Origin of the sequence: Aedoeadaptatus coli, assembly GCF_900343085.1 — a bacterium.
Lineage (GTDB): Bacteria > Bacillota > Clostridia > Tissierellales > Peptoniphilaceae > Aedoeadaptatus > Aedoeadaptatus coli.
In genome coordinates, this window is sequence record NZ_OPYI01000003.1 from 102,148 (window position 1) to 127,118 (window position 24,971).

The 24,971-nt window shown below is 54.1% G+C and carries 32 protein-coding genes; 7 read left to right on the top strand and 25 right to left on the bottom strand.

Annotated elements, in window-relative coordinates:
* Positions 1-8: 8 nt before the first annotated feature.
* The 12 genes from upp to DG046_RS02525 form a co-directional block, all read right to left on the bottom strand.
* Positions 9-638: a uracil phosphoribosyltransferase gene (gene upp / locus DG046_RS02470; protein ID WP_108831003.1), complete on the bottom strand. Its 630-nt coding sequence runs from the start codon at positions 636-638 to the stop codon at positions 9-11.
* Positions 626-1,069 (bottom strand): ribose 5-phosphate isomerase B, encoded by a 444-nt coding sequence (gene rpiB / locus DG046_RS02475; protein WP_108831045.1) that lies wholly within the window; start codon positions 1,067-1,069, stop codon positions 626-628. Before rpiB ends, upp begins: the two co-directional genes overlap by 13 nt.
* The gene (locus DG046_RS02480; RefSeq protein ID WP_108831004.1) at positions 1,066-1,494 is read right to left on the bottom strand and encodes an arsenate reductase/protein-tyrosine-phosphatase family protein; all 429 of its coding nucleotides are present in this window, start codon (positions 1,492-1,494) and stop codon (positions 1,066-1,068) included. The genes rpiB and DG046_RS02480 overlap by 4 nt, the downstream gene beginning before the upstream one ends.
* A complete protein-coding gene (locus tag DG046_RS02485) occupies positions 1,491-2,540 on the bottom strand; it encodes an L-threonylcarbamoyladenylate synthase (RefSeq protein WP_108831005.1) in 1,050 nt (349 codons plus the stop codon). The genes DG046_RS02480 and DG046_RS02485 overlap by 4 nt, the downstream gene beginning before the upstream one ends.
* A gap of 232 nt (positions 2,541-2,772) precedes the next feature.
* Positions 2,773-3,240: a hypothetical protein gene (locus tag DG046_RS02490; RefSeq protein ID WP_108831006.1), complete on the bottom strand. Its 468-nt coding sequence runs from the start codon at positions 3,238-3,240 to the stop codon at positions 2,773-2,775.
* A complete protein-coding gene (locus tag DG046_RS10060; protein WP_159082034.1) occupies positions 3,224-3,376 on the bottom strand; it encodes a hypothetical protein in 153 nt (50 codons plus the stop codon). Before DG046_RS10060 ends, DG046_RS02490 begins: the two co-directional genes overlap by 17 nt.
* A gap of 63 nt (positions 3,377-3,439) precedes the next feature.
* Positions 3,440-4,138, bottom strand: a complete 699-nt coding sequence (locus DG046_RS02500; protein ID WP_108831007.1) for an alpha/beta hydrolase family protein — start codon at positions 4,136-4,138, stop codon at positions 3,440-3,442.
* 1 nt (position 4,139) lies between these two features.
* Complete coding sequence (locus DG046_RS02505) at positions 4,140-4,796, bottom strand: uracil-DNA glycosylase (RefSeq protein ID WP_108831008.1); 657 nt, start codon at positions 4,794-4,796, stop codon at positions 4,140-4,142.
* Between the two features lie 17 nt (positions 4,797-4,813).
* Positions 4,814-6,151, bottom strand: coding sequence for a TrkA C-terminal domain-containing protein (locus DG046_RS02510; RefSeq protein ID WP_108831009.1), 1,338 nt, complete (start codon positions 6,149-6,151; stop codon positions 4,814-4,816).
* A gap of 9 nt (positions 6,152-6,160) precedes the next feature.
* Positions 6,161-7,615, bottom strand: a complete 1,455-nt coding sequence (locus DG046_RS02515) for a TrkH family potassium uptake protein (RefSeq protein WP_108831010.1) — start codon at positions 7,613-7,615, stop codon at positions 6,161-6,163.
* Positions 7,593-8,975, bottom strand: a complete 1,383-nt coding sequence (gene trkA, locus DG046_RS02520) for a Trk system potassium transporter TrkA (RefSeq protein WP_108831011.1) — start codon at positions 8,973-8,975, stop codon at positions 7,593-7,595. The genes DG046_RS02515 and trkA overlap by 23 nt, the downstream gene beginning before the upstream one ends.
* Position 8,976: 1 nt before the next feature.
* Positions 8,977-9,222 carry a DUF896 domain-containing protein gene (locus DG046_RS02525; protein WP_108831046.1) on the bottom strand — a complete coding sequence of 82 codons (246 nt, stop codon included), beginning with the start codon at positions 9,220-9,222 and terminating at the stop codon, positions 8,977-8,979.
* A gap of 80 nt (positions 9,223-9,302) precedes the next feature.
* On the opposite strand from DG046_RS02525, the gene DG046_RS02530 reads away from it, so the two are divergent.
* On the top strand, positions 9,303-9,827 hold the full coding sequence (locus DG046_RS02530) for an LURP-one-related/scramblase family protein (protein ID WP_108831012.1): 525 nt from the start codon (positions 9,303-9,305) through the stop codon (positions 9,825-9,827).
* 15 nt (positions 9,828-9,842) lie between these two features.
* A complete protein-coding gene (locus DG046_RS02535) occupies positions 9,843-10,202 on the top strand; it encodes an LbetaH domain-containing protein (RefSeq protein ID WP_108831013.1) in 360 nt (119 codons plus the stop codon).
* On the opposite strand, the gene DG046_RS02540 is transcribed toward DG046_RS02535, so the two are convergent.
* On the bottom strand, positions 10,186-10,626 hold the full coding sequence (locus DG046_RS02540) for a nucleoside deaminase (RefSeq protein WP_199909564.1): 441 nt from the start codon (positions 10,624-10,626) through the stop codon (positions 10,186-10,188). The genes DG046_RS02535 and DG046_RS02540 overlap by 17 nt on opposite strands.
* A 49-nt stretch (positions 10,627-10,675) precedes the next feature.
* Here DG046_RS02540 and DG046_RS02545 point away from each other — a divergent pair, with 49 nt between their 5' ends.
* From DG046_RS02545 to DG046_RS02560, 4 genes are all read left to right on the top strand, one after another.
* Positions 10,676-11,506 carry a M55 family metallopeptidase gene (locus tag DG046_RS02545; RefSeq protein WP_108831015.1) on the top strand — a complete coding sequence of 277 codons (831 nt, stop codon included), beginning with the start codon at positions 10,676-10,678 and terminating at the stop codon, positions 11,504-11,506.
* Between the two features lie 14 nt (positions 11,507-11,520).
* Entirely contained in the window at positions 11,521-12,165 is a 645-nt protein-coding gene (locus DG046_RS02550) for an HAD family hydrolase (protein WP_108831016.1), read from the top strand.
* Positions 12,162-12,725 (top strand): VanZ family protein, encoded by a 564-nt coding sequence (locus DG046_RS02555; protein WP_108831017.1) that lies wholly within the window; start codon positions 12,162-12,164, stop codon positions 12,723-12,725. Before DG046_RS02550 ends, DG046_RS02555 begins: the two co-directional genes overlap by 4 nt.
* A 75-nt stretch (positions 12,726-12,800) precedes the next feature.
* Positions 12,801-14,024: a tetratricopeptide repeat protein gene (locus DG046_RS02560; protein ID WP_108831018.1), complete on the top strand. Its 1,224-nt coding sequence runs from the start codon at positions 12,801-12,803 to the stop codon at positions 14,022-14,024.
* Here the strand turns inward: DG046_RS02560 and DG046_RS02565 are convergent.
* A complete protein-coding gene (locus tag DG046_RS02565) occupies positions 14,014-14,205 on the bottom strand; it encodes a PspC domain-containing protein (RefSeq protein WP_108831019.1) in 192 nt (63 codons plus the stop codon). The genes DG046_RS02560 and DG046_RS02565 overlap by 11 nt on opposite strands.
* 54 nt (positions 14,206-14,259) lie before the next feature.
* On the opposite strand from DG046_RS02565, the gene DG046_RS02570 reads away from it, so the two are divergent.
* Positions 14,260-15,120 carry a polyphosphate kinase 2 family protein gene (locus DG046_RS02570; protein ID WP_108831020.1) on the top strand — a complete coding sequence of 287 codons (861 nt, stop codon included), beginning with the start codon at positions 14,260-14,262 and terminating at the stop codon, positions 15,118-15,120.
* A gap of 34 nt (positions 15,121-15,154) precedes the next feature.
* Here DG046_RS02570 and panC read toward each other — a convergent pair whose 3' ends face one another.
* From panC to DG046_RS02625, 11 genes are all read right to left on the bottom strand, one after another.
* On the bottom strand, positions 15,155-16,012 hold the full coding sequence (panC, locus tag DG046_RS02575) for a pantoate--beta-alanine ligase (RefSeq protein WP_108831021.1): 858 nt from the start codon (positions 16,010-16,012) through the stop codon (positions 15,155-15,157).
* 4 nt (positions 16,013-16,016) lie between these two features.
* On the bottom strand, positions 16,017-16,844 hold the full coding sequence (gene panB, locus DG046_RS02580) for a 3-methyl-2-oxobutanoate hydroxymethyltransferase (RefSeq protein ID WP_108831022.1): 828 nt from the start codon (positions 16,842-16,844) through the stop codon (positions 16,017-16,019).
* Positions 16,841-17,710, bottom strand: coding sequence for a Rossmann-like and DUF2520 domain-containing protein (locus tag DG046_RS02585; protein ID WP_159082035.1), 870 nt, complete (start codon positions 17,708-17,710; stop codon positions 16,841-16,843). Before DG046_RS02585 ends, panB begins: the two co-directional genes overlap by 4 nt.
* 192 nt (positions 17,711-17,902) lie before the next feature.
* Positions 17,903-18,442, bottom strand: coding sequence for an NYN domain-containing protein (locus DG046_RS02590; RefSeq protein WP_108831024.1), 540 nt, complete (start codon positions 18,440-18,442; stop codon positions 17,903-17,905).
* The gene (rlmB, locus tag DG046_RS02595; protein ID WP_108831025.1) at positions 18,420-19,163 is read right to left on the bottom strand and encodes a 23S rRNA (guanosine(2251)-2'-O)-methyltransferase RlmB; all 744 of its coding nucleotides are present in this window, start codon (positions 19,161-19,163) and stop codon (positions 18,420-18,422) included. The genes DG046_RS02590 and rlmB overlap by 23 nt, the downstream gene beginning before the upstream one ends.
* The gene (gene thyX / locus DG046_RS02600) at positions 19,148-19,921 is read right to left on the bottom strand and encodes an FAD-dependent thymidylate synthase (protein ID WP_108831026.1); all 774 of its coding nucleotides are present in this window, start codon (positions 19,919-19,921) and stop codon (positions 19,148-19,150) included. Before thyX ends, rlmB begins: the two co-directional genes overlap by 16 nt.
* On the bottom strand, positions 19,911-20,339 hold the full coding sequence (locus DG046_RS02605; RefSeq protein WP_108831027.1) for a Mini-ribonuclease 3: 429 nt from the start codon (positions 20,337-20,339) through the stop codon (positions 19,911-19,913). The genes thyX and DG046_RS02605 overlap by 11 nt, the downstream gene beginning before the upstream one ends.
* Positions 20,324-21,715, bottom strand: coding sequence for a cysteine--tRNA ligase (gene cysS / locus DG046_RS02610; protein WP_108831028.1), 1,392 nt, complete (start codon positions 21,713-21,715; stop codon positions 20,324-20,326). The genes DG046_RS02605 and cysS overlap by 16 nt, the downstream gene beginning before the upstream one ends.
* A 21-nt stretch (positions 21,716-21,736) precedes the next feature.
* Positions 21,737-22,726 carry a hypothetical protein gene (locus tag DG046_RS02615; RefSeq protein ID WP_159082036.1) on the bottom strand — a complete coding sequence of 330 codons (990 nt, stop codon included), beginning with the start codon at positions 22,724-22,726 and terminating at the stop codon, positions 21,737-21,739.
* A 174-nt stretch (positions 22,727-22,900) separates the two neighbouring features.
* On the bottom strand, positions 22,901-24,529 hold the full coding sequence (gene groL / locus DG046_RS02620; protein WP_108831030.1) for a chaperonin GroEL: 1,629 nt from the start codon (positions 24,527-24,529) through the stop codon (positions 22,901-22,903).
* 22 nt (positions 24,530-24,551) lie between these two features.
* Positions 24,552-24,833, bottom strand: coding sequence for a co-chaperone GroES (locus DG046_RS02625; protein WP_108831031.1), 282 nt, complete (start codon positions 24,831-24,833; stop codon positions 24,552-24,554).
* Positions 24,834-24,971 lie beyond the last annotated feature (138 nt).

Here is a 24,971-nt window from a genome sequence, read left to right on the forward strand (position 1 = left end):
TTCACCTACTACTTCGTTCCGAAAATTCGATCTCCTGCATCGCCGAGACCCGGCACAATATAGGCGTGCTCGTCTAGTTTTTCGTCGATACACGACACGTACAGGTCCACGTCGGGATGGGCCTTTTGGAAGGCTTCGAGGCCTTCCGGCGCCGCCAAAAGGCACAGGGCACGCACGGAGGTGGCGCCCCGTTGCTTCACGAAGTTGACCGCGGCGGCCAAAGACCCGCCGGTGGCGAGCATGGGATCCACGATAATGACTTCCCTATCCGCAATTTCCTTGGGAAGCTTGCAGTAGTATTCCACGGGCTCCAGGGTTTCCGGATCCCGATAGAGGCCGATGTGGCCCACCCGGGCGCCGGGAATTAAATTCAAGAGGCCGTCCACCATGCCGAGGCCCGCCCGCAGGACGGGGACGATGACGGGTTTTTTTCCGGCCATTTCTTTGCCCACGGTGCGCCCCATGGGCGTTTCGATGGCTTTGTCCTGAATGGGGAGATTCCGCGTGAGCTCGTAGCCCATGAGCATGGTAATCTCCGTTAAAAGTTGTCTGAAGTCTTTACTGGAGGTAGAGGCTTCTCTTAAAAGGGTGAGTTTATGTTGAATTAAAGGGTGTTCGGTTACCGTTACTTTTCCCATGTTTCCTCCTCGATCATGGCTACGCGGCGGGCGTGGCGTCCGCCTTCAAAGTCCGTTTCCAAAAATGCGTCGGCGATTTCTTTCATCATGTCGCCGCCGATGGTCCTGGCCCCCATGGAAATCATGTTGGCGTCGTTGTGGCGGCGGGAAAGGGCGGCCGAATAGGGCTCGGAGACCATGGCGCAGCGAATGCCCTTCACTTTATTGGCAGCCATGCCGATTCCCAGGCCGGAGCCGCAAATTAAAATGCCCCGCTCGCAGCTGCCGTCGGCGACTTTTTCCGCCGCGGCCTTTCCGTAAATGGGATAGTCCACGGAATCCGTGGAATCCGTGCCCACGTCCACGACGGTGTGGCCCTTTTCTTCCAAATAGGCTTTCAACATTTCTTTTCGTCTGTATCCGCCGTGATCGGCGCCCATGGCAATTTTCACGCCCATTCCCCCTCACATTTGTTTTTGATTTCTTCCAGTATACGATCTCTGCTCAGCCGATAGATTTCCAAAGATCCGCCGAAGGGATCGATGACGTCTTTTTCGGCAAAGGGTTGAATTTTTTCCTTAAAATCCGGGTAGCCCCGCTTTAAATTGGCGGTCATGGTGTGGGTCATCACGTAGACCACATCTGCCCACATTAAATCATTCTCCGTCACGGTCTTCGCCTTGTGGAAAGTGGCGTTGACGCCTTCTTCCGCCATGACTTTAATGGCGCCGACGCTCATGGATTCGCCGTCGTGGGCGGCCATGCCCCTTGAGCGCACGGTGATGTTCAGTCCCCGCTTGTCCGCCTCGATTTCCGTGAGCAGCTTCGCCATGGGGCTTCTGCAGGTATTTCCCGTGCAAATGTAGAGTATGTTCATAGTCCCAATACCACCTTTCCGCCACAGGCCTTTAAGAGCCGATTCATAATGCCGACGCCGATGCCGATAAAGTCGAAGCCTTCCACAAACAACACGTCCACGTCTTCCTCGTCGCAGCGCCTCAGGCTGTCGAAGAGATTGTGAGCCACGTCTTCCAAATGTTCGCGGCTGCCCATGTCCACCAAAAGATCCATGCCTTCGTAAAGGTCTTTTGTCTCCGTCGTGCAGAGCACCGCCGTCTTCTTGCCGGGCTCCGCTTCGGCGACGCGCCGATTGATTTCTTTTGCGATGTTTTTTAAATCCCCGGCAAACAAGGTTCCGTCGCCTTTCGGGGCATAGTGGCGATACTTTTGCCCCGGGCTCTTGGGCACGGCGTCGTTGTCCGCGTCGATGGTGGTCTCGTCGATGGCCACCTCGCCGATAATCGCTTCCAGATCTTCTTTCGTCACGCCGCCGGGGCGATAGATCATGGGGGGATCCACGGTCACGTCCAGGACCGTGGACTCGATGCCCACATTGGTGTCCCCGGAATCCACGATCATGGGCACCTTGCCGTCCATGTCTTCCAGGACATGGGAAAGGCGGGTGGGCGACGGGCGGCCCGAGGTGTTGGCGCTGGGCGCCGCCACGGGAATGGCCGCCGCCTTTAAAAGGGCGTGGGCAATGGGATGGGACGGCATGCGAATGGCCACCGTATCCGCCCCGGCGGTAATGCTGTCGGAGACTTTTTCCGAGCGTTCAAAAATCAATGTCAGGGGGCCGGGCCAAAAAACGTCCATGCAATCCTTGCCCTTCGGCGGAATCACCTTCACCAGATCCAATACCTGTTCCGGATCGGCGATGTGCAGAATCAGGGGATTGTCCTTGGGGCGACCTTTGGCCTGAAAGATTTTATCCACGGCCTTCTCGTTTAAACCGTCGGCGCCTAAGCCGTAGACGGTTTCCGTGGGAAAGATCACCAGCTCCCCTTCCTGCAAGAGGCGCGCAGCTTCTTCGATTTGCGCCTTATCCTTTTCGTCCGTTATGTGTAACACTTTCGTTTCCATGGCTTCCTCCTCAACAGATCATTATATCATAGAGGGATTCTCCTGACATATTCGCTAAAAATTCCAAGGTCATGGCCATCATATTGGTGGTCACCACATGTATTAAGACTACCCTGATGATAACCCTACATCAAGAACTTGGTCTTAACGCTCGTTGCAGGGTGGAAGTTGGCAAGGGGAATGTCGTTGGATGGAAAAAGTCTAAGGCACTGCAAACTGGAAATTGTTACACTTAAAAAAGCGGAATTTCACCATCATAGTTTTCTGCTTTTTCCAATAGCGGTCCTTTAGCTCCCATCGTAAACGCGATGTCGCTACTGCGGATAGAAAGCAGCTCCATTCCGTGTCTCACCTTCAAAAAATCCATCATTTTCTTCGTAAGAAGAATTTGCCCCTCCTGTGAAATTTCTACCCAGCAGTAGGAACGTCCCTTGTATTTGATAAATTCGCCAGAACCTGCTGAGTAGTCAAGCAACGGTGGAGTATCGTCCAAAATGTGACCAAGTTTTGACGGATGCAAAAGGCCTTTCCGAGTGACGCAGAAGCCACCGGTAATCTTACTTCCGGTAAAAAGATATACTTTTCCTTCATCTGCAATGTGATATTCTTCCATTGCCTGCGGTGGAATACGCAATGTTCCATCCGTCCGAATGAGTGATTTCCCGAAAATAAATTTTCCCCCCTTATTCATTTGTGGCATAAAAACACCTCCTGAAATCCTGATTTAACACTGTCATACTTTCATCACGTAAATCCATCAACAGCCTCATTCTCCACGTCTTTTCTTCTTTTTTGGCTTTGGCAATTCCTCGTACATCGCCGACAGCAAGCCACATAGCTTCTCCCTGTTATCAACTTCCTCAACCAGCAGCATTTCCTTTGCCCCTGTGTAAGGAAGTTCAAACTTCGGACAACTTCGCTAAAAATTCCAAGGTCATGGCCATCATATTGGTGGTCACCACATGGGAGGTTCCTTCGATGATTTCAAACACGAGAGGCGCGGTGTTTTCGTGTTCGTCTTTTATTTTTTCGTAGTAATTCTTTTGATAGACGGGATTCACCACATCGTCCAGCTCGCCGTTTAACATGCAAATGGCTTTATCTTTGTGCTTCGAGATGTGGTTCATGGGATCGTAGGCCTGCGCCGCTTCTTTGTAAGGGGCGATGGCCAAAGGCGTCCAGTCGCCCAGGCCGTTTAAGGCCAAGACCCCCGCCACTTCATCCCGCGCCAAGAGGCCCATGGCGGTCATGCCGCCCATGGAGTGACCCGCCACCAGGATTTTTTTCTCGGGAAAGCGGGCGCGGACGCAAGCGAGGATGACGTCGAATTCCTTCATGTTTTCGATGACCACTTCCGGAAGCTTTTTGATGTCTTCGTAGTCCCAACTGCCCCGGGCGCCGTGAAGGGCTTCTTCCACGACGAGGACGGGATAATCCGCCGCCGCCCAAATGCTCGCCCGGAAGCGGGAGCTTTCCACGTCGGAGCCCCAGCCGTGGTAGTAGATGATGACTTTGTCTTTGGCCTCGGCCTCGGGCAAGACCCAGAGCACGGGAATGGATCCCGCCGCGGCCATTTCTTCTTTTACGTGTAAGTACATATTACCTCCAGTCCACAGGCACCTCGCCCATGGCTTCTAAATACGCATTGGTCCTCGAAAAACATTTGGAGCCGAAAAAGCCTCGGTAGGCGGACAGAGGCGAAGGGTGGGGCGATTGGATGATGCGGTGGGCGGGATTTTTTATGAGGCGCTTTTTGCTCCGGGCGTGGGCGCCCCACAAGAGAAAGACCATGGGCCGCTCACGCTCGCCCAAAAGGGACACGACTTTGTCCGTAAAGATTTCCCAGCCGATTTTTCCGTGGCTCATGGGCTGCGACCGCCGCACGGTCAAGGTGGTGTTTAAAAGGAGCACCCCTTCTTTCGCCCAGGAAGTTAAATCGCCGCTTTCGCGGATGATGCCAAGATCGTCTTTTAATTCTTTGTAGATGTTGACGAGAGAGGGCGGCAGGGGAAAATCCGCCGGCACGGAAAAGCTCATGCCCTGGGCCTGTCCCGGCCCGTGGTAGGGATCCTGGCCCAAGAGAAGCACCTTTGTGTCGTGAAAGGAGGTGAGGCGCATGGCGCGAAAAATCGCCTCAGCCTCGGGATAGATGGTTTGGGTTTTGTATTCTTCGATTAAGAGACGGCGCAAGTCCTTGTAATAGGGCTTTTCCATTTCCTCTTTCAATAAATCGTCCCAGTCGTTTGCAAATGTCACATGCTCCTCTTTCTATTCTACATGGAAAACAGTTCCGTCAAAAAGCGCTTGGCCTTTCGGCGAATAAACTTCTGTAAATCTCCGGCACATTCCGGCAAAAGGAAGAGAATCAAATGATCCCCTTCTTTTAAGACAGTCTTGCCCTTCGGCAGGACGCTCTTTCCCTTCCGCTCGATGCCGCCGATCAAAAAGCCTTCGGAAAGTTCCAAAGATTCGATGGTTTTGCCCGTGGCGTAGACGTCTTCGCTCAAGACGATTTCATAGATTTCCAAGGAGCCGGGAAACAGGTGCAGGGAGATTTCCGGCGGGCCGAAGAGATTGTTTTTGATCTGTTGAGACACGAGAAGCTCTCCGGAGAATATGCCGCCGGTGTGGGCCACGTCCACGACCCGCATGTAGCGCTCGTCTTTTAAGCACAGGGCCACGTGGTTTTGGCCCGCATCCCGCGCCGCCGTGGCCACGAGGAAATTGTCTGCGTCGTCGTCGGAGGCGGCGATAAAGCCGTCGTAAGCCGCCACGTCCACGTCTTCCATGGCTTCGGTGACGGGCCGATCGATGACGTAGTTGACGCCGTAGGGATAGCGCCTCCCTCTGGAAAGAAGCAGGGTGTCCGCTTCTTTGGCCAGGGCCGCTTCGATGCTTTGGGCGCCCTTGCCGTCGCCGAAAACCAAAAAGCGCCGCTTGCGCTCCAGGCTTTCGAAGACGTCCACTCGGGCGTAGCGCCGGCGGAAGCGGCCCACGGCCTCGGTGCTGCCCACCAGGCGCAGCACGTCGTCGGCTTCGATGGCGGTATTGCCCTTGGGCACGATGACTTTTCCGCCCCGCCGAATGGTGACGAGGACCAATTCTTCCAAGGCGCCGATGTTTTTTACCCGCCGACCCACAAAGGCCGGATTGTCTGCCACGTCGATTTTTACCATGGCCGAGTCGAAGTTTTCGAAAATTTCCGTCTGCATGCCCGCCTCTTCGTAAAAGAAGTGGTGGATGCGGCCGGCCAGGATTTCGCCGTAGTCGTAGACGAAGTCGATGCCGAAGGTGGATTTGGTTTTTTCGAGAAGCCGCCCCAGGGCGCTGTCGTAGCTGATGAAGTGAATGGGCGCGCCCCGCTTTGAGAGCAAGCTCGCCAAGGCCAGGGCGCGATTGGAATCGTCGCAAAAGACAAAGGCGTCGGTCGTATCAAAATCCATGGCCAAGACATCGTCTTCGTCTTCGTAAAAATGAGCGTGAAAATCCCGCAGGGCTTTTTTCACTTGTTTTTCCCTGCGAATGAGAAATTCCACCGTGTGGTGTTCCCGGACCAGGGCCTGCGCCAAGAGCCTGGAGCCTGCGCCGGTTCCGATCATGGTAATGTGCATAGTTCACTCCTAATTCATGTAACGATGGCCCCGTTGGGGAGCGAAGAGGGCGAGGATGGTGAAAAATTCCAATCGCCCCATGAGCATAAGGGACGAAAAGAGCAGCTTATACCCCGGCGCAAATTCCACAAAGGTGTTGGTGGGCCCGACGCCGGAAAATCCCGGCCCTACATTGGACAGACAGGTTAAACAGCCGGAAAAGGCCGTGAGAAAGTCTACCCCGGAGGTGGCCGTCAGCGCCGTGGAGACGGCGAGAAGAATAATATAGACGCAGATAAAGGCCACGATGCCGAAGATCACTTGATCTTCCACGATTTTTCCGTTGATGCGAATGGGCATAATGGCGTTGGGGTGAATGCTCTTGAAAATTTCCCGCTTCACGATCTTCCACAGGACCAAAATACGAATCATCTTCATCCCCCCGGCGGTGGAGCCTGCGCAGGAGCCGAAAAAGTACAGTACCAGCAAGATGCATTTGCTGAAGCCCGGCCACTGATCGTAATCCGATGAGGCGAAGCCCGAAGTGGAAATAATGCTGGTGACCTGAAAGAGGGATTCCCTTAAGCCGAGGCCAACGGTCATTTCATTCGATAGAACCAAATTCAGGGCGATCAACACGACGGCGCCGCCGATGATTTTAAAATAGGGGCGGTACTCTTCATCTAAAAACATCTCCCGCCAATGGCCGCCCACGGCCCGGGAATAGAGGCTGAAGTTTGTGCCGCAAATGATCATAAACACGGACATAATAATTAAAATGGCGGAATTGTCGATGTAGGCGGCGCAGGAATTGGCGTGGGAGGAAAAGCCCCCGGTGCCCACGACGCCCAGGGTGTGGATGACCGCGTCGAAGACGTTCATGCCGGCGAAATACAGAAGCACGAAGAGGACGACGGTGATAAATAAGTAGATTTTATAAAGGGCCTTGGCCGTGTCCTTCATGCGGGGTTCCACTTTCCCTGCCACGGGACCCGGCGTCTCCGCCTTGAAAATGCGAAAGCCGTTGGTCCCCACCCGCGGCAAAAGGGCCAGGGTAAAGACCAAGATCCCCATGCCGCCGATCCAGTGGGTCATGCTGCGCCACAAGACGATGCTCTTGTCGATGGCCTCCACATTGGGTATGACCGAAGCGCCGGTTGTCGTAAAGCCCGAGACGGTTTCAAAGAGGGCGTCGATGTAATTGGGCGTGCCGCCGCCTAAGTAAATGGGCACAGCGCCGAGAAGGGAGGCGACGATCCATCCCACGGCCACGATAAACAGGCCGTCGCGGCCCCGAATGCGCTCTTCTTTTCGCGGCATGAAAAACAACAGGGCGCCGACGATGAGCGCCAGGGCCATGGCGATAATAAAGGCTTTTGTGCTGCCCTCTCCGTGGCAGACGGCGTAGAGAAGAGGCGGCATGAGAAACGCCCCTTCCACCATTAAAAGGGCGCCTAATACATTAAACGCCGCTCCAAAGTTCATTGAACAGGCCTCCTGATTCCGAATTGTAGAAGTATTCTTTCATGGCGTGGACATTTTCGTGTTTGCAGAAGACGATGATCCGATCACCCTTTCTCAAACAGGAGCGGCCGTTGGGAATGATCACGTCTTGGCCGCGCACGATGACGGCGATGAGTATGCCCTTGGGAAGGGACAAATCGGCCAGGGACGTATCCAAAACCTCTAAATCGTCGTCCAGCTGAATTTCCGCCACTTCCATATTGCCGTCGTACATGAGGCTGATGGCCAGGGCGTCTTTGCCCCGAATCAACTTCAAAATCAAAGACGCCGTAATAAAGCTGGGATTAAAGGTGGCGTCCAAGTTCAGTCGGTCCAGTACGTTGATGAAATTCACCCGGGAAATCTTGGCCACGGATTTCGTAATGCCCTCTTCCTTCATGGACAGGGCCATTAAAATATTGGTTTCGTCGATGCCCGTGGCACCGATAAAGGCGTCGTAGGACTTGATCACTTCTTCTTCCAACACATTAAAGTCCGTGCCGTCGCCGTGAATCACTACGGCATCGGGATGGCGCTCTTTCAAGGACACGGCCTTGTCGTGATCCTTTTCGATGACCAACACGTCGATGTTATCCTCTAATAAAAGGCTGCACAGGTAATCCCCGAGCTTGCCGCCTCCTAAGATCATAACGCTCTTCGTGGCCTTGACCGCCGTCACCTTGGAGTGGTCCCGGTCGAAGGCGTCGATGTTTTTTCGCGCCCCGATAACCAGAATCACGTCGTTTTCTTTGAGCTGGGTGTTGCCGTCGGGAATAAAAGTGTAGCCCCGGCGGGAGACGGCGGCGATAAGAAGATTGTCGAAATTTTCCAGGTCCATGAGCTTTTTGTTCACAAACTCTTTTTCCTGCCCCACGTTAAATTCCACGAGCTTGACCTTGCCGCCGGCAAATTCGTCGCTCATAAGGGAGTACTTCTTCAGCAGGTATTTTTCGATGGCCATGGCCGCCGCCCGCTCCGGATTGATGACGTAGTCGATGTCCAACTCCTCTTTGATCAGGCGGATCTGGGAGTGGTACTCGGGATTTCGAATGCGGGCGATGGCGCTTTTGCAACCGAGCTTTTTGGCGATGCTCGTAATCAATACATTGGATTCGTCGCTGGTCACCGTGCCGATGATTAAATCGTAGTTTTGAATGTCCAGTTCCCTGAGAATATTAAAATCCAGAGCATTTCCCAAGACCGTCAACACGTCCAGCTCGTTGTTTACCTTTTGGATCACCCGAGGATCGTTGTCCAGCACGGTGATCTCGATGTTTTCTTCTACTAAAGCGCGGGCGAGGCGCATGCCTAATTTTCCGCCGCCGACGATCAGGGCGCGCATATCAGATCCCGTCCTTTTTTTCGGCGGCTTTTTTGGCCGCTTTCGCCCGCTTTAATTTTTCGGGGGTAATGTCGTTTCCCTCTTCGTCCACGACCTTTGTATTTAAAAGCTGTTGACGAAAGCCTTCGCGAAAGATTTTCAAATAGGCTTTTCTCAACCGATCTCTTTCCGCCACCTCTTCGTCGGTGAGCTGACGTACCTTGGCCTCGTGAGCCAATTCGTTAATACGTTTTAAAAGTTCATCCATGTTTTCCAAGGCGACCTCCTTATTCAAATTCTTGTATTTTCGACTCGGTATAGTACAATAAACGGGAAGGATGTGACACCATGATTCGATGCACCATGCGAGCGACATCTCGCCCGCCGGCCGCCATGGCCTATGCTTTTTACGACGCGGACGGTTTAAAAATTTTACACAACAAGGACGATGCTCTCGTCGACCGATTCGACTACATCCTCCGCGAACTTCCCATGATACCCTATACTTTATCACTAATTGATGCCGATGGAAACGAGCGTTTTCGCCTGGAGCGAAAAACGCCGCCTCCCTTTCAAACCCACGCCTTTCAACTGTCCTTTGACGACGAGGTCGTGGACTTTTTCGAAGACAAGGCCCGCTTCTCCCTTCCCAATCTCAGTTTTATCTACCGCGAGAAGAAATACGACATTGTGGGCTTTGTCAGAAACCGGGAATTTTTCATCGAAGAAGACGAATTAAAGCTCATGTCCATGACCGCAAGCCCCGTCGCCGGCGGCAAGGAATACGCCGTGGCCATTTACGAAGACGCCCTTCCCTTGGCGGTGTACTTCGCCGCAGTGATTATTATGGATATTTGTTTCCACAATTACTAAAGAAACGAGGTTGTTATGACATATACGGAAAAAGACCATGTAAGGATTAAAGCAGGCGCCGCAGTGGATCCCTCGGCGAAAATTTCAGGCACCGCCGATTCCCCGGCAATCATCGGCGAATACGCCGTCGTCGAAGCGGGTGCGGAAATTAAGGGCGCATCCATCGGCGCCTACGCCACGGTGAAGGGCGGCGTGTCCGCAGGTGAAGGGGTGTATGTGGGCGATTTCGCTATTCTCGAAGAAAACACCCGCCTCCCCGACGGCGCCAAGGTGCCTTCCCGTGCCGTGGCCGAGGGGGATCCCTTCTCCATCGTGCGGGGCCTCACCAAGGAAGAACTGGATGCAGCCAAAGCCCGCGCTAGCGAAGGCCTTTAAAAAAAGACTGCATGAGGGCGCGGCACTTTTCGGCGCAGACGCCCTCGGTAACATCGACGCTGTGATTAAAGGCGCGAAAGGCCGCGAGATTCACTACGCTTCCCGCCGCGCCGAAGCGGGGATTGTCGGTGCCGATAATGAGCCGCTCGATGCGGCTGTTTAATATGGCCCCCATGCACATGGGGCAGGGCTCCACGGTGACGTAGAGATCGCCGCCGATGCGCCAGCCCTCCGTGGCCTCATCGGCCGCCTTTAAGGCCATTATCTCCGCGTGGTGCGTGGCGCTTTCGTCGGTCTCCGTTCGGTTGTGGCCCCGGCCGATAATCGCGCCGTCTCTCACGATGACGCAGCCGATGGGCACTTCCCCTAAATCGTAGGCCTTCTTCGCCTCTTTCAGGGCTTCGTTCATATAATACGAATCCATTCCCATTCCCCTTTCTTACCTTCTATCCTACCACGGAAAGGAGCATTTAATGAATATCTATATTTCCTTCGACATGGAGGGCATCGGCGGCATCGACCGCTTCAGCGACGAATACAAGGCCGCTTCCGCCTATTCACGGGCCATTCACGCCCATTTGCAGGCGGTGATCGACGGCATTCAGAGGAGCCCGAAAAACGACGAAATCGAAACCATTACCGTCGCCGACAGCCACGGCGACGGCAAAAATTTGGATTACCTCGCCCTCTCGGAGATGGACGAGCGCATCGAGCTCATCTCCGGCTACCCGAGGGGCGAATACATGATGAGCGGCTTGGATCGCCACGACGTGATCTTTTTTCTCGGCTACCACGCCTCCAGCGGCCAGCACCGGGCCAATATGGACCACAGCTACTCCACGTCCTTTCACCGGGTAAGCATTAACGGCATTAAATGCTCCGAGGCCATGATCAATCAAATCTACGCCAAGGAAAAACACATTCCCGTGGGCCTGATTATCGGCGACAGCGGTCTTTACAACCAATTGATTCTGGAAGGCTACATGCCCTATGTGGAATACGTGGTGACGAAAGACAGCCTGGCACACAGTGCCGTCGTCCACCGCAATTTTCAAAAGGTGCGGGCGGAGATTATGGAAAAGGTGGCCCTGGTTTTAGACAAGGACTTTTCCTCTCTGCCTCTCGGCGATTTAACCGCCCCCTACAATGTGACCATCGAAACCAACACCACCCTTCACGCGGACATGGCGGAAATGCTCCCCGGCACGACGCGCCTGGACGGCTACCGCATCGGCATGAGTTTCGATTCGGGAAGAGATTTAATCAACGGCCTCATGAGCTTGGAAGTGCTGTGCCGCAAATAACAGAAAGGAATCCTATGATAGCTACCGCATTCGACTTCGACGGAACCTTAATCGACTCCATGGGCATGTGGCGCAATTTGGGCCGCAATTTCGTGGAGTCCAAGGGCAAGGAATACACCGACGCCATTCACGATCAAATCACCACCATGAGTTTAAAACAGTCCAGCGCCTTTTTTAAGCGAGAGCTGGAGCTCAGCGAATCGCCGGAAGAAATCTTCAACGAAATGGGCGCCATTTTGCTGGACGGCTACAGCAACAACCTTCCCTTAAAAGAAGGGGCCATGGAGGCCGTCGAAAGGGCCCGGCGCCTGGGGCCGGTGGTTCTCGCCACGGCAACGAACCAAGAGCTTTTAATGCCCGCTTTGCACCGCTTTCAATTGGACGATGCCTTCGACTTCATTCAAACCTGCGACGGCGTGGGCATCGAAAAAAGCGACGCGGCTTTTTACTACACCCTGGCCGAGCGCCTGAGTGCATCGCCCGATGAAATCATCCTCGTGGACGACGCCCACTACGCACTGGCCGCCGCCAAGGAAGCGGGGCTTTACGTGGTGGCCGTAAAAGACACGTACAATCTACCCTATCGCGAAGCCATCGTAAAAGAAAGCGATGTGCTCTTGGACAGCTTGTGGGATTTTGATCCGGAGAGGTATTTTTGATCTACTATGTACTGAAGAAGACGCCCATCGTCGTCTTCTTTTCCTTTTTTGCTTTTTCATTCCTGCGCACGCAATTTTTTTCCAAACAAAAAAAGAAGAGCAATCGCAAACGGGAGCGGCTCCTGTTGGCCTTCTCCACCTACTGCCTGTGGCTCTTGTTTTTTCTTCTCATCGACAACGAGCGGCTGGAAATGGGCGGCGTGCTCTTGGGCATCGACACGGACCTGGCCGATTGGAAGCTGAATTTAGTTCCCTTCGCCACCATCAAGGCCTTTTGGCGCTACGGATCCTTTACGGGGATGTTTTTGAATATTTTCGGAAACATCCTCATTGCCGTGCCCCTCGGGTTTCTCAGCCCCGTGCTCTTTCGCCGATTGAAAGACCTTCGCCCTTTGTTTCTCCTCTACGGCGGCGTCTTTCTTCTCGTGGAAACCCTGCAGTTTTTCACGGGCCGAAGCGCCGACATCGACGATTGGCTCTTAAATATGCTGGGGATCACTTTGGGTTATGTGCTGTCGAAGAGGCAGCGCCGCTTTCCCGAAAAGATCTACCGCCGCTAGCACCTGAGGGTGCTTTTTTTCTTGCTTCTTGTTTCTTTTATGTCCTTTTTTTATAATAGGGGCGAGGAGGTTTCTATGCGAACCCTATTGACAAAAGTACGGGTAAATCCCGCCAACCGGGTGCAGGTGGTGGATGCCTACCTGGCTCAGGCGGATACGGATTTCGCCCTGGTCATCGACGTGATCAACGACACCGACAAAACCGTCACCTTTTTAAAAGTGGACGTGCTTTTTATTAACGCCTTCGGCAAATTTATTTTCGACGAAACCGTCTTTCACCACGGCTACGAGAATCTCGACTTAAAGCCCAAGTCCCTTTCCTACCTTCCCTACTGGATTTTGGACGAACGCCACCACACGGCACGGGGCGTGCGCATTCGCATTTCGGAAGTGCATTTTCAAGACGGCACGAGAAATTACTACGATCGCACCAAGGAAGTGTCCCTTACCGTGCCCACGGTGCCCAAGGAAAAGAAGGACGAGCTGAAAAAGCTCTTCGGGCCGGACTTTTACACCTACGGCGAAAAGAGCGGCAATGTGTGGCGCTGCATCTGCGGCTTTACCAATTCCGATGAAGAGGCGATCTGCCATCACTGCAGCCGATCCAAGGACTTCGTGCTCTCGGCGGTCACCGAGCGGCAGGTAAACAAAAAGCTCTTTCAGCTTTACGTGAACAAGGACCGAGATTTCGCCGATCGGGCCACGACCTACGAGGAGACCATCCCCATTCGTCCCCTGGACGAAATCGATCTGGAGCGTGGCATAGGGAGCGAACCGGCGCCCTCGAAGAAAAAAGGCGCCTTCTTCTTTCTCATCGCCGCAGTCGCCGCCATCGCCCTCACCCTCTTCGCCTTTCGCATTTACGACGGGGTGAGCACGCGGCGCAATTACGACAAGGCACAAAACTTTATCGCCATGGGGGATTACGCCGCCGCCGAGGCCATTTACGACGACCTGCCGCCCACGGTGGACAATGTGGACATGGCCTTAAAGATTCAGGAGTTGGAGACCTTAAAGGCCTCCGACGCCTCCTACAAAAAAGCCCTGGAGCTTTCCCGCGCAGGAGACAGCCTGGCCGCCTACGCCGCCTACAAAGAGGTGGTGGAAGAAGACCGCAACAATTACGCCAATGCCAAGGCCATGATGGAGAGCATTCAGTCCGAGGCCATCGCCCGGGCCAATCGCTACGCGGAAGAAGGCAACAAAAAAGACGCCGAAAAACTTTTCGACGCCTTCCTGGCCCTGGACCCGAAAAACGAGCGGCTCTCGGAAGCGAAAGACGCTGTCCTTACCAGGTAGATTCTTCGGGAATCAACAGAGCGCAAATAATGTAGACCAATAGGCCGCTTCCCCCGCCGAGGGCGAAGAGAACCCACAATACCCGAACGATGTTGGAGTCGATGTCGAAGTATTCGCCTAAGCCGCCGCATACGCCGGCGAAGACGCGATCGGTGGTGCTTCGTCTCAATTCTTTTTTCATAAAACCCTCCTGTCTCAGTTACTACATGTATTATACCCGAAAAGGCGGTGCCCTATGAATATAAACCAATACAAAGTCCCTGAAAAGGCAAAGATTCATCTAAAAGATTATGCCACGACCTACGACGGTCCTCTCGAGAAAAAAGAAGTAAAGAGCAAACTTCTTCCCGAAAATCTAAACGCCATGGCCGAGCTGCAAGACGCCCTTTACGCGGAAAACACCCGCGGCATCGTCGTGGTTCTCCAGGCCATGGACGCCGCGGGAAAAGACGGCCTCATTAAACACGTCTTTACGGCCTTAAATCCCCAAGGCGTGACGGTAACGCCTTTCAAAGTTCCCAATGCCGAGGAGCTGGATCACGACTACCTGTGGCGCATCGCGAGGGCCCTGCCTCGCCGCGGCGAAATCGCCATTTTCAACCGCAGCCACTACGAAGACGTGCTGGTCACCCGGGTCCACGATTTATTAAAAGAATCTCCCCTGCCGGAAGAATTGGTGGACGACAACATTTGGAACCGCCGCTTCAAAGAGATTCGCGCCTTCGAATCCTACTTAAACGACAACGGCTTTACCGTGGTGAAAATCTTCCTCCACCTGTCCAAGGACGAGCAGAAAGAGCGGCTTATGGAGCGGATCACCCGCCCGGAAAAGCACTGGAAGTTTTCCTCCTCCGATGTGAACGAGCGGGCCTATTGGGAGGATTACCAAAAGGCCTACGAGGATTTAATCGCCCACACCTCCACGGAAAATTCCCCCTGGTACATTATTCCCGCCGACCGCAAGTGGTACGCCCGCTACGCGGTGTCGGAAATTATGCTGAAGCTTATGAAGGACATGAATCCGACTTACCCGGAATTGGCCGAAAAGGAAAAAGAAAATTTAGCCAAGTGGAAAAAGATTTTAGAAGAAGAGTAAAAAAAGGCGGCCCGCGGGCCGTCTTTTTCTATGCTTATTTCGCTAAGTCTTCTTTAAAAAAGCTGTTGTCGATCAGGCGGGTACTTCCGATGTAGACAGCCATGGCAATAAAACTGTCTTCCACCAGGGTCGCATCCCTCTCGAAATGGGGGAAGCGAAGAATTTCCACGTAGTCGATTTTCGCCAGGGGTTCGGCCTGGATTTCTTTCGTCACCGCATCCAAGAGGGCGGCCACATTCGTTTCGCCTTCGCGCACCATGGCCTTGGCCTTTTTAATGGAGCGGGAGAGCACCACGGCGGCCTTTCGCTCCTCAGCATTCAAGTAGCGGTTTCTGGAGCTTTTCGCCAGGCCGTCTTCTTCTCGCACGATGGGGCAGGGCACGATGGTGAGATCCATATTTAAATCCCGCACCATGGCTTCGACAATGGCCACCTGTTGCACGTCTTTTTGGCCGAAATAGGCCTTATCCGGCGCCACCAGATTAAAGAGCTTCGTGAGCACCGTGGCCACGCCGGTAAAGTGAATGGGGCGGGTAATGCCGCAGAGAATGTGGGTCATGGCATCGGGGGGCGTGACGCGGAAGCCGAAGTTTTCCGGATACATTTCCTCCGGCTCCGGATGAAAGACGATGTCCGCCCCTAAGCTTTCGCAAAAAGCGCCGTCTTTGTCGATGTCCCGGGGGTATTCTTCGTAATCTTCCCCCGGTGCAAATTGCAGGGGATTGACAAACACCGACACCACCACCGTGTCGTTTTCTTCGCGGCATTTTTTAATCAAGGAGCCGTGGCCTTCGTGTAGGGCGCCCATGGTGGGCACGAGGCCCACACTGCCCTTGGCTTTTGCCGCTTTACAGGCGGCTTTTAATTCATCTACGCGGGTAATAATCTTCATTCTGTTACTTGTCCTCCAGTAATCGTTCGTCCATGGTGAATTCGTGTTCCTTTGTGGGGAAGCTGCCGTCTTTCACCGCGTCGTTGTAATCCTTAAATCCTTGAACCATGGCTTCGCCTATGTGGGCGAATTGATGCACGAATTTCGGCACGAAATCGTCGAACATGCCCAGCATGTCTTGATAGACCAAGACTTGGCCGTCGCAGTCCACGCCGGCACCGATGCCGATGGTGGGAATGGAAAGCATCTCCGTGAGCTTCTTCGCGAGGGCCGCCGGCACACATTCCAAGACCACGGCAAAGGCCCCGGCCTCTTCAACGGCCTTGGCATCGGCAAAGAGCTTGGCCACCGTGGCTTCGTCTTTTCCTTGGACGCGGAAGCCGCCGAAGGCGTTTACCGATTGGGGCGTGAGGCCGATGTGGGCGCAGACGGGAATCTTCGCATCAACGATGGCCTTAATAACGTCTTTTACTTCCGTGCCCCCCTCGAGCTTCACGGCGTGGGCGTGGCCTTCGGAGATCAGGCGGCCGGCGTTCATGACGCTGTCGCGGATGCCCGTGGAGTAGGTTAAAAAGGGCATGTCGCAAATAATCAGGGGATGTTTTGCCCCTCGTGCCACGGCGGCGGAGTGGTGAATCATGTCCTCTAAGGTGACGGACAAGGTGTCTTCGTAGCCCAGCATGGTCATGCCCAGGCTGTCGCCGATTAAGATGGAGTCGATCCCCGATTTGTCTACGAGCTTCGCCGTGGAGTAATCGTAGCAGGTAATCATGGTGAGCTTTTCGCCCGTCTCCTTGGCCTCTTTAAATGTACGTACCGTTGCTTTTTTCATGCTTCTTCTCCTTTCAACAATCGACGCAAGTCGTCGTAAGGTCGCTCCTCGTGTTTTTCCTCGCCGATGTCGGCCAAAATCAAGCTTGCCGCCCGGTAGAGGGCCTCTTCCTTCTCATCGCCCTTTCGCGCCAAGGCGTCCAGGTGGCGGCGAACGGTGGTCATGTCGCAGCGTTCCACCGGGCCCGTAAGGGCGGCGGCGGGGCCCACGTCGAAAATCTTCGCCAAATTTCCGGTGGCCAGGGGCTTTAGGGCCTCTTTCGCCTCGGCTTCTGTAAAGCCCACGTCCTCCATGAGGTCGAAGGCCATGGCGCTTACGGCCACGACTAAATTGCTCATAACCGCCGCGGCCAAATGGTAGGTGGCCTTGTCGGCACTCGTCATGACTTTGTAGGCGATATTATGGGCATCGAGACAGTCTTTAAACACCGCCACGGCCTTCTCGTCGCCTTCTAAAGTAAAAAACGCACTACCGACGGATGCGTGTCCCGATTCCTTGTCGGCAAAGGCCAATAAGGGATGCATGGATGCGGCATAAACGTCGTTGGTAGTACGATCGAAGAAAAGGGAAGAAGACAAACTGCCCGCCGTGTGGCAGAGAATCTTTCCCGAAATATTTAATTGTAAAAGGTCTCGCCACACGCCTTCGATGGCATCGTCGGGGGTGGCGATTAAGATCACATCGCTGGCTTCGACCAATTCATTTAGGGTCTTAAAGCACGCGCTGTTCGTCCTCTCTGCGCCGTAGGCCGCGCTTGAAAGGCCGCGGCTAAAGTAGCCGCTGATTCTCAGGGGCCCCGATGTAAACAGGGCGATGCCTAAGCTGACGCCGACTTTTCCGGCGCCGATAATGCCTACTCGCTTCATGTTATCACCTCGTTTGAGTGCAATACACATTGTGTCGGTCGTTCATGTAGAAATAAATGTATAGTTTCCTTCGAATACTACCACAACCATTGTACGTTTCCTTTCACGGATTGACAAGGTTATTTCAAAAAAACGGCGGGATTTTTCGCCCCTTTTCGCCGCAACAAAAAACGAGAGGCTCTCCCCTCCCGTTTACTTGTCCAATTGCCGCTTCAAATCTTCCAGCTTTTTCTTGTTCTCCTCGTCCATGGCGAGATAAGTGCCTTTTTTCGTGCGAATGCGATTGGCCTCTTTTCGCGTCAAGCTTTTCGAGCGCTTCACCAAGAGCTCCAGCTCTCTGGCGCTGATGCGCTTGCCCCCGCGGGCGAGAATAATCTGCTGCTCCACGTAGTCGCTGGTGGCCACGGTCACGTCCCGCACCCGACCCATGGAGGCGATTTCGCTTTCGATGTAGCGGTCGGCGGTGACGGTTTCTTTCGTAAAGACGATGTCCATGTGGGGCTTTCTCTGAATGCTGCCCCCGTTTCCCTTCACCCGGTAGGCGTCGAAGACGAGGATGATAAACAGATGCTCCGTGGCGGCGTACTCTTCCAAGAGATCCACCAAAAGTTCCCTGGCCTCTTCCAGATGCTCGTCGATGAGGCCGTCGAAGTCGGACCAGTAGTTGATGATGTTGTAGCCGTCGACGAAGAGGTAGCGACCGTCTCTTTTATAGCGCCGATGCCTTGCCATGTCGCTGTCTCTTGATGTCGTAGAGGAAAATGGAGGCGGCCACGGAGGCGTTTAAGGAATCGAAGCCCCCGTCCATGGGAATGGAGAGCAGGCTGTCCACGTGTTCCTTCGTCTTTTCCGCCAGGCCCTTGCCCTCGTTGCCGATGACCACGGCGATGGGGCCGGTGAGATCCGCATCGTAAAGGGCACCCTTTCCTCCGTCGGCGCCGTAGACCCAAATATTTTTCGCCTTTAAATCGTCGATGGTGCGGTTGATGTTCGTGACCTTGGCCACGATCATGTGATCCACCGCCCCGGCGGAGGTCTTATACACCGTGGCGTTCACGGCGGCGGCCCGGTGTTTCGGAATCACGACGCCGTGGGCACCCATGGCGTAGGCGGAGCGAATAATGGCGCCGAGGTTGTGGGGATCTTCGATGCCGTCTAAGAGCACGATAAGGGGATCCTCGCTTTTTTCTTCGGCCAGGGCCAACATGTCTTCCACGCTGCCGTAGGTGAAGTCGGAAATAAAGGCCACGACGCCTTGGTGGTTTTGATTACCGCACATTTCGTCCAGGCGGGATTTTTCGCGCTCCTGAACGTAGATGCCCAGTTCTTTGGCGCGGCCGCGAATTTTTTTCATGGAGCCGTCTTTCGCGCCCTTTTGAATGTAGACCTTATCGGGCATTTTGTCTAAGGCTTCAAGGACCGGGTTTCGGCCGTAAATCATGGTCGTTTCCATACTTCCTCCTTGTAAAAGGCGCGGACTTCGTTGATTTTTCCGCAGGTCATGGCCCCTTCCGGGCAGGGACCGGTGACGCAGGCGGGACCCGCCTGTTTAAATACCTCAGGCGCCACGGCCAAGACTTCTTTCAACATGGCGAGGGCCATGTCGCGAATTTCCCACTGGGCCCGCTCACAGAGGCGCATGGTGAAAAAGTGCATCAGGCTCCTCGCGTTCATGGTCACGACGATTTTCGTCTCGCAGGCATTGGGCAGCACGTAGCGGGCATCTTCGATGGCGCGCTTTTCCGCCGCGGAGGCGGCTTTTTTCTCGTCCATCCCCGATTCTGTGAGCTCTTTCACATAAACGGCCTTCAACTGCTCGGTAAGCTCTTCGTAAGCTTTGTGGGCCGCCTCCATGCTTTCGATAAAGCGGGCCTTGGCGGCCGTGTCTTTTTCGATGGCCTTGGGGATAATGTACTCAAATTGATCCAAACGCACGTAGCGCTGGGATTGCTGGGAATAGCTGGCCAGGCGGTGGCGCACCAATTGATGGGTCAAGACCCGGCTCACGCCTTCGATGGCAAAGGTGAAGCTGATGTGCTCCATGGGCGAGGCGTGGCCCATGTCGGCGAGCATGGCGACGAAGCGGGCTACCTCCGCCTCGTCCAATTTTTCTTCGATGGCCTCCACCCCCACCGGGGAATAGCAAAGCTTGGCGGCCTTGGCAATGGTGGCCGCCCCGTCCGGCGTGTATGCAATGAGTTTAACCTTCATTCTCCCATATCCTCTCAATCTCTTTAAAATACTCCAAAAGCCGCGCCGTGTTTCCCGAACTATACAGGTAACCGATCAAACACTCAAAGCCCGTGGCCCTTCGGTAGTCCGCCACGGAGGCGTTTTTCGCCGTGGTCTTCGAGTGGGCGTTGCGCCCGCGGCGATAGACGGCGGCCTCCTCTTCCGTGAAAAAATCCTTTAAATCCTCGGCCAGAGCCGATTGGGCCGAGGCCTTGGCCCGCTTCGCCGAGGCCCGGTGGAGGCGGGCCACCTTTTCGTTTCGGTGAAGAATCCGGCTCCGAACAAAGAGCTCGTAAACGCAATCCCCTATGTAAGCAAGAACGAGGGGATTTTGCCCCCTCGCCTCGTCTTCCGTCCACATGGGCGCGGAAAAATATCCTCTTAAATCCTCTTCCACAGAGTGCCCTCTCTCGTGTCTTCGATGGCGATGCCTTTTTCGAAGAGCTCGTCGCGAATGGCATCGGCTCGGGCGAAATCTTTGTTGGCCCGTGCTGCCTTTCTCTCTTCCAGAAGGGCTTCGATGGCGCTGTCTTCGTCGGCTTCTTCTCGGCGATACAAAATCCCCAAAACGCCGGCCAGTTCCATAAAGGTGTCGTAGGCCGATTGCAAACTGTCTTTCTTCGGTCCCTTGGCGATAAAGGTATTGATGTCTCTCGCCAGGGTAAAGAGGGCGCCGGTGGCACGAGCCGTGTTCAGGTCGTCTTCCATGGCCGCCATAAATTCTTCTTTTTCTTTTTGCACTGCACCGTCGAAGTCCGCGTCATTTCCCGCTTCCATGTCGCCCTTTAAGAGCTGTTCCATGTGGTCTCTGACGCCGTAGAGGCGATCGAGCCCCGCCTTGGTTTGTTCCATGGCGTCGTAGGAGTAGTTAATGGGGCTGCGGTAGTGGGCGCTTAAAAGGAAGAAGCGAAGCACTTCCAGATCGAAGACATTGGCCACTTCCCGCACCGTAAAGAAGTTCCCCAAAGACTTGCTCATCTTCGTGCCGTCTACGGTGATCATGCCGTTGTGGAGCCAGTAATTGGCGAAGGTTTTGCCCGTTAAGGTTTCCGATTGAGCGATTTCGTTTTCGTGGTGGGGGAACTGCAGATCTTCCCCGCCGGAGTGGATGTCGATGGTCTCGCCGAGGAGGGTCTTGGCCATGACGGAGCATTCCAAGTGCCAGCCGGGACGGCCGTCGCCCCAGGGGCTGGCCCAGAAGGGTTCGCCTTCCTTCTTGCCCTTCCACAGAACGAAGTCGCCGGGATTTTTCTTGGCGCTGTTCACTTCGATGCGGGCGCCGCTTTGTAGCTCGTCGATGTTTTTGCCGGAGAGCTTGCCGTAATCCTTGGCCTTGGTAATGTCGAAGTACACGTCGCCGTCCGCCGGATAGGCCGCGCCTTTTTCCACGAGGCCTTCCACGAATTTCAGCATGGGCTCGATAAATTCCGTGGCCCGCGGGTTAATGGTCTTGTAGGTGTAGAGATTCAGTCCGTTGGCGTCTTGCATAAATTCGCCGATGTAGCGATCGGCCACGTCGAATACCGTGGTGTTCTCGTCCTTGGCCCGGTTGATCAGCTTGTCGTCGATGTCCGTAAAGTTTACGACGAAATCCACGTCGTAGCCTTTATAGATAAAGTAGCGACGCAAGGTATCGAAAACCACCAAGGGGCGGGCATTTCCCACGTGAATGAAGTTGTAGACCGTGGGGCCGCAGTTGTACATGCGTACCTTCTTATCCTCCAACGACTTAAATTCCTCTTTTTGTCTCGTCATGGAATTAAATAACTTCACGTCTGTCCCCTTTCTATCGCCTTAAATGTCGAAATAGTAGCTGTTTTCCAATTTGTCGTGAATGGCGGACAAAATATTATCGAAGTCCTCGTCTTGAATAAAGAGGACGTCCAAATCACGCTTTCTCACGCCGTCGCGAATGCGCTTCACATCCGCGGGTCGCACGGAATTCAGATACACCAGCACCAAATCCGCGCCGTCTAAATTGCTTTCAATGTTTTCTTGGGAGGCCTCGTCGATGTGGATCACGTCGCTTCCCCCATCTTTCAGGGCATTTACCTGCTCGCTTACCACCGGGCCGTTGCCGAAGACGCTGAGCTGAAGGTGCTCGAGAAATTCATCGTCTTCCACCGGCGCCGTTTCGTTGTCGTAAGCCGTGGTGAGCACATTGTCTCCGTCCATGTTGTGGATCCAAATGACCCTACCCCCTTCGGGATCCCGTTGCCAGTAGGCGTAGTCCACGATGTCGCCTTCGCCCACGTTTAAATTGCCCAGGCTCACGTCTTCCAAATTGACGCGCATCACGCCGTCTTCCCCTTCGCCTTCGATGTAGAGGCCGCGGAAATCGGGATCGTAGAGCACCCGCGCGTAGGGAATGACCCGTCGCTCGCTTTCAATGGTCTCCGTGGTTTTTTCCAGGAGCTCGTAATTATATATATTCTTCAGGTGGTTGTTATTATACACCTGCTTTACCACCTTGGCCCGGACTTGGTCCCCTTCGCCGATGTTTTGCAGGCGCAGGACTTTTTCCGGAATAAACACATTGTCGTCACCTAAGGTGCCGCCGCCGAGACGCAAGTGGACGCGGCCCACGTAGTAATCGTCGTCATGTGCCGCGACGCGAGGCGCCTCGGAGTAGGTCGTTTCCGTTTCGATGTCGTACAAGAGCTCCGCTAAGTCGAAGAGCTTTTCCACGCGGCTGCGACGTTCGAAGAGATTGTCGCCGTTTATGCCGTCGATACAGGCTTTCATTTCATTCTTAATTTCGTTTACCATATAGTTTTTGTTCATTTGTTCTTTCTCCATTTCTACATTTTATCCACTCTATTTTATCACGTCCCGCCCTTTATCTCCACCGCGGCGGGCCTTTGTCTATGCTTTTTATGGGATTTCGGAAAAGGGAAATATCTTTTCTATAAAAAAATCCCCTTACCGCGCAGGTAAAGGGATTTTGAGATTTTCGGATTACATCATGCCCATGCCGCCGCCCATGCCGGCTGCGCCGAGATCGGGCATGTCTTCTTTAATATTGGCCACGGCGGCTTCCGTGGTGAGAAGCATGCTGGCTACGCTGGCTGCGTTTTGCAGGGCGCTTCTCGTGACCTTGGTGGGATCCACGATGCCTTCGTCAATCATGTTCACGTACTTGGAGTTGTAAGCATCGTAGCCGACGCCGGGTTTTTCGCCCTTGACGTGTTCCACGATGACGGAGCCTTCGGCACCGGCGTTTTCCGCGATTTGACGGAGCGGCTCTTCCAGTGCGCGGAGAATAATCATCATGCCGGTCTTTTCGTCGCCTTCGCCGGCTTCGGCCAAAGCTTCCACGCAGCTGATGCAGTCCACGAGGACCACGCCGCCGCCGGGGACGATGCCTTCTTCAACGGCTGCGCGAGTAGCTGCCAAGGCATCTTCGATGCGGAGCTTGCGTTCTTTGAGTTCGATTTCAGTGGCTGCACCGACTTGGATGACGGCGACGCCGCCGGAAAGTTTGGCCAACCGTTCTTGTAATTTTTCCCGATCAAATTCGCTTTCAGTTTCTTCCACTTGGGCGCGGATTTGGCCGATGCGTTCGTCGATGGCGCTTCTGTCGCCGGCGCCGCTGACGATGACGGTCTTGTCTTTTTCCACGCGAACTTTTTGAGCGCGGCCCAGCATGTCCACGGTGGCTTCTTTAATGTCCAGGCCCAAGTCTTCGGTAATCACCGTGCCGCCGGTTAAGATGGCGATGTCTTGAAGCATGTCTTTTCTTCTGTCGCCGTAGCCCGGTGCCTTGACACCGACCACATTTAAGGTGCCGCGAAGTTTGTTCACGACTAAAGTTGCCAAAGCTTCCCCTTCGATGTCGTCTGCGATTAAGAGGACGGGGCGGGATTCTTGCAGCACTTGTTCCAAGACGGGGAGAATGTCTTGAATGTTGCTGATCTTCTTATCGGTAATTAAGATGTAGGGATCGTCCAGTTCGGCGACGCGCTTTTCGGGATCGGTGACCATGTAGGGGCTCAGGTAGCCGCGGTCGAATTGCATCCCTTCAACGACATCCAATTGGGTGCCCATAGAGCGGCTTTCTTCCACGGTGATGACGCCGTCTTTGCCCACTTTTTCCATGGCTTCGGCGATAAGCTCGCCGATGCGTTCGTCGGCGGCGGAAATGGCGGCCACACTTGCGATGGCATCGGAGTTGTCCACCGGCACGGAGAATTTCTTTAATTCTTCCACAATGGCGTCCACGGCCTTTTTAATGCCCTTTTGAAGAACCATGGGATTGGCGCCTGCGGCCAGGTTCTTTAAGCCTTCGCGAATAATGGCTTGGGCGAGGAGGGTGGCGGTGGTGGTGCCGTCGCCGGCCACGTCGTTGGTCTTGGTGGCCACTTCTTTTACCAGTTGTGCCCCCATGTTTTCGAAGCGATCTTCCAATTCGATTTCGCGGGCGATGGTCACCCCGTCGTTGGTAATGAGGGGGGCGCCGAATTCCTTATCGAGGACGACGTTTCTGCCCTTGGGTCCCAAGGTAACCTTAACCGTGTCCGCTAATTTGTTAATGCCGCCGACGAGACCTTCCCGGGCGTCTGCGCTGAATTTAATTTCTTTTGCCATAGTATCTCCTACTTTCTATTACTTAGTTTAATTTTGCCAGCAGGTCTTGGTATTTTAAGACGATGACGGTTTCCCCGTCCATTTCCACTTCGCTGCCTGCGTATTTACTGTAAATGACTTTGTCCCCTTCGACGACGTCGCAGTGAATGTCTTCGGAATTTTTTAATTCCTCGCTCACGGCGATGACCGTGGCCACATTGGATTCCTCTTTTGCCGTATCGGGCAAGACGATGCCGCTGGCCGTGACGTTTTCTTTTTCTATTTTTTGAATTACAACACGTTCACCTAATGGTTTAATGGTCATGATGTGCCTCCTGAAATAATATTAGCACTTGCGCTTTCCGAGTGCCAGTTCCTCTATTATGATACCACAATTTTAAAACTTGTAAACCGTTTACGTGGATTATTTCTCCCAACCGTCGGAGCTCCGGCCATTTCTCGC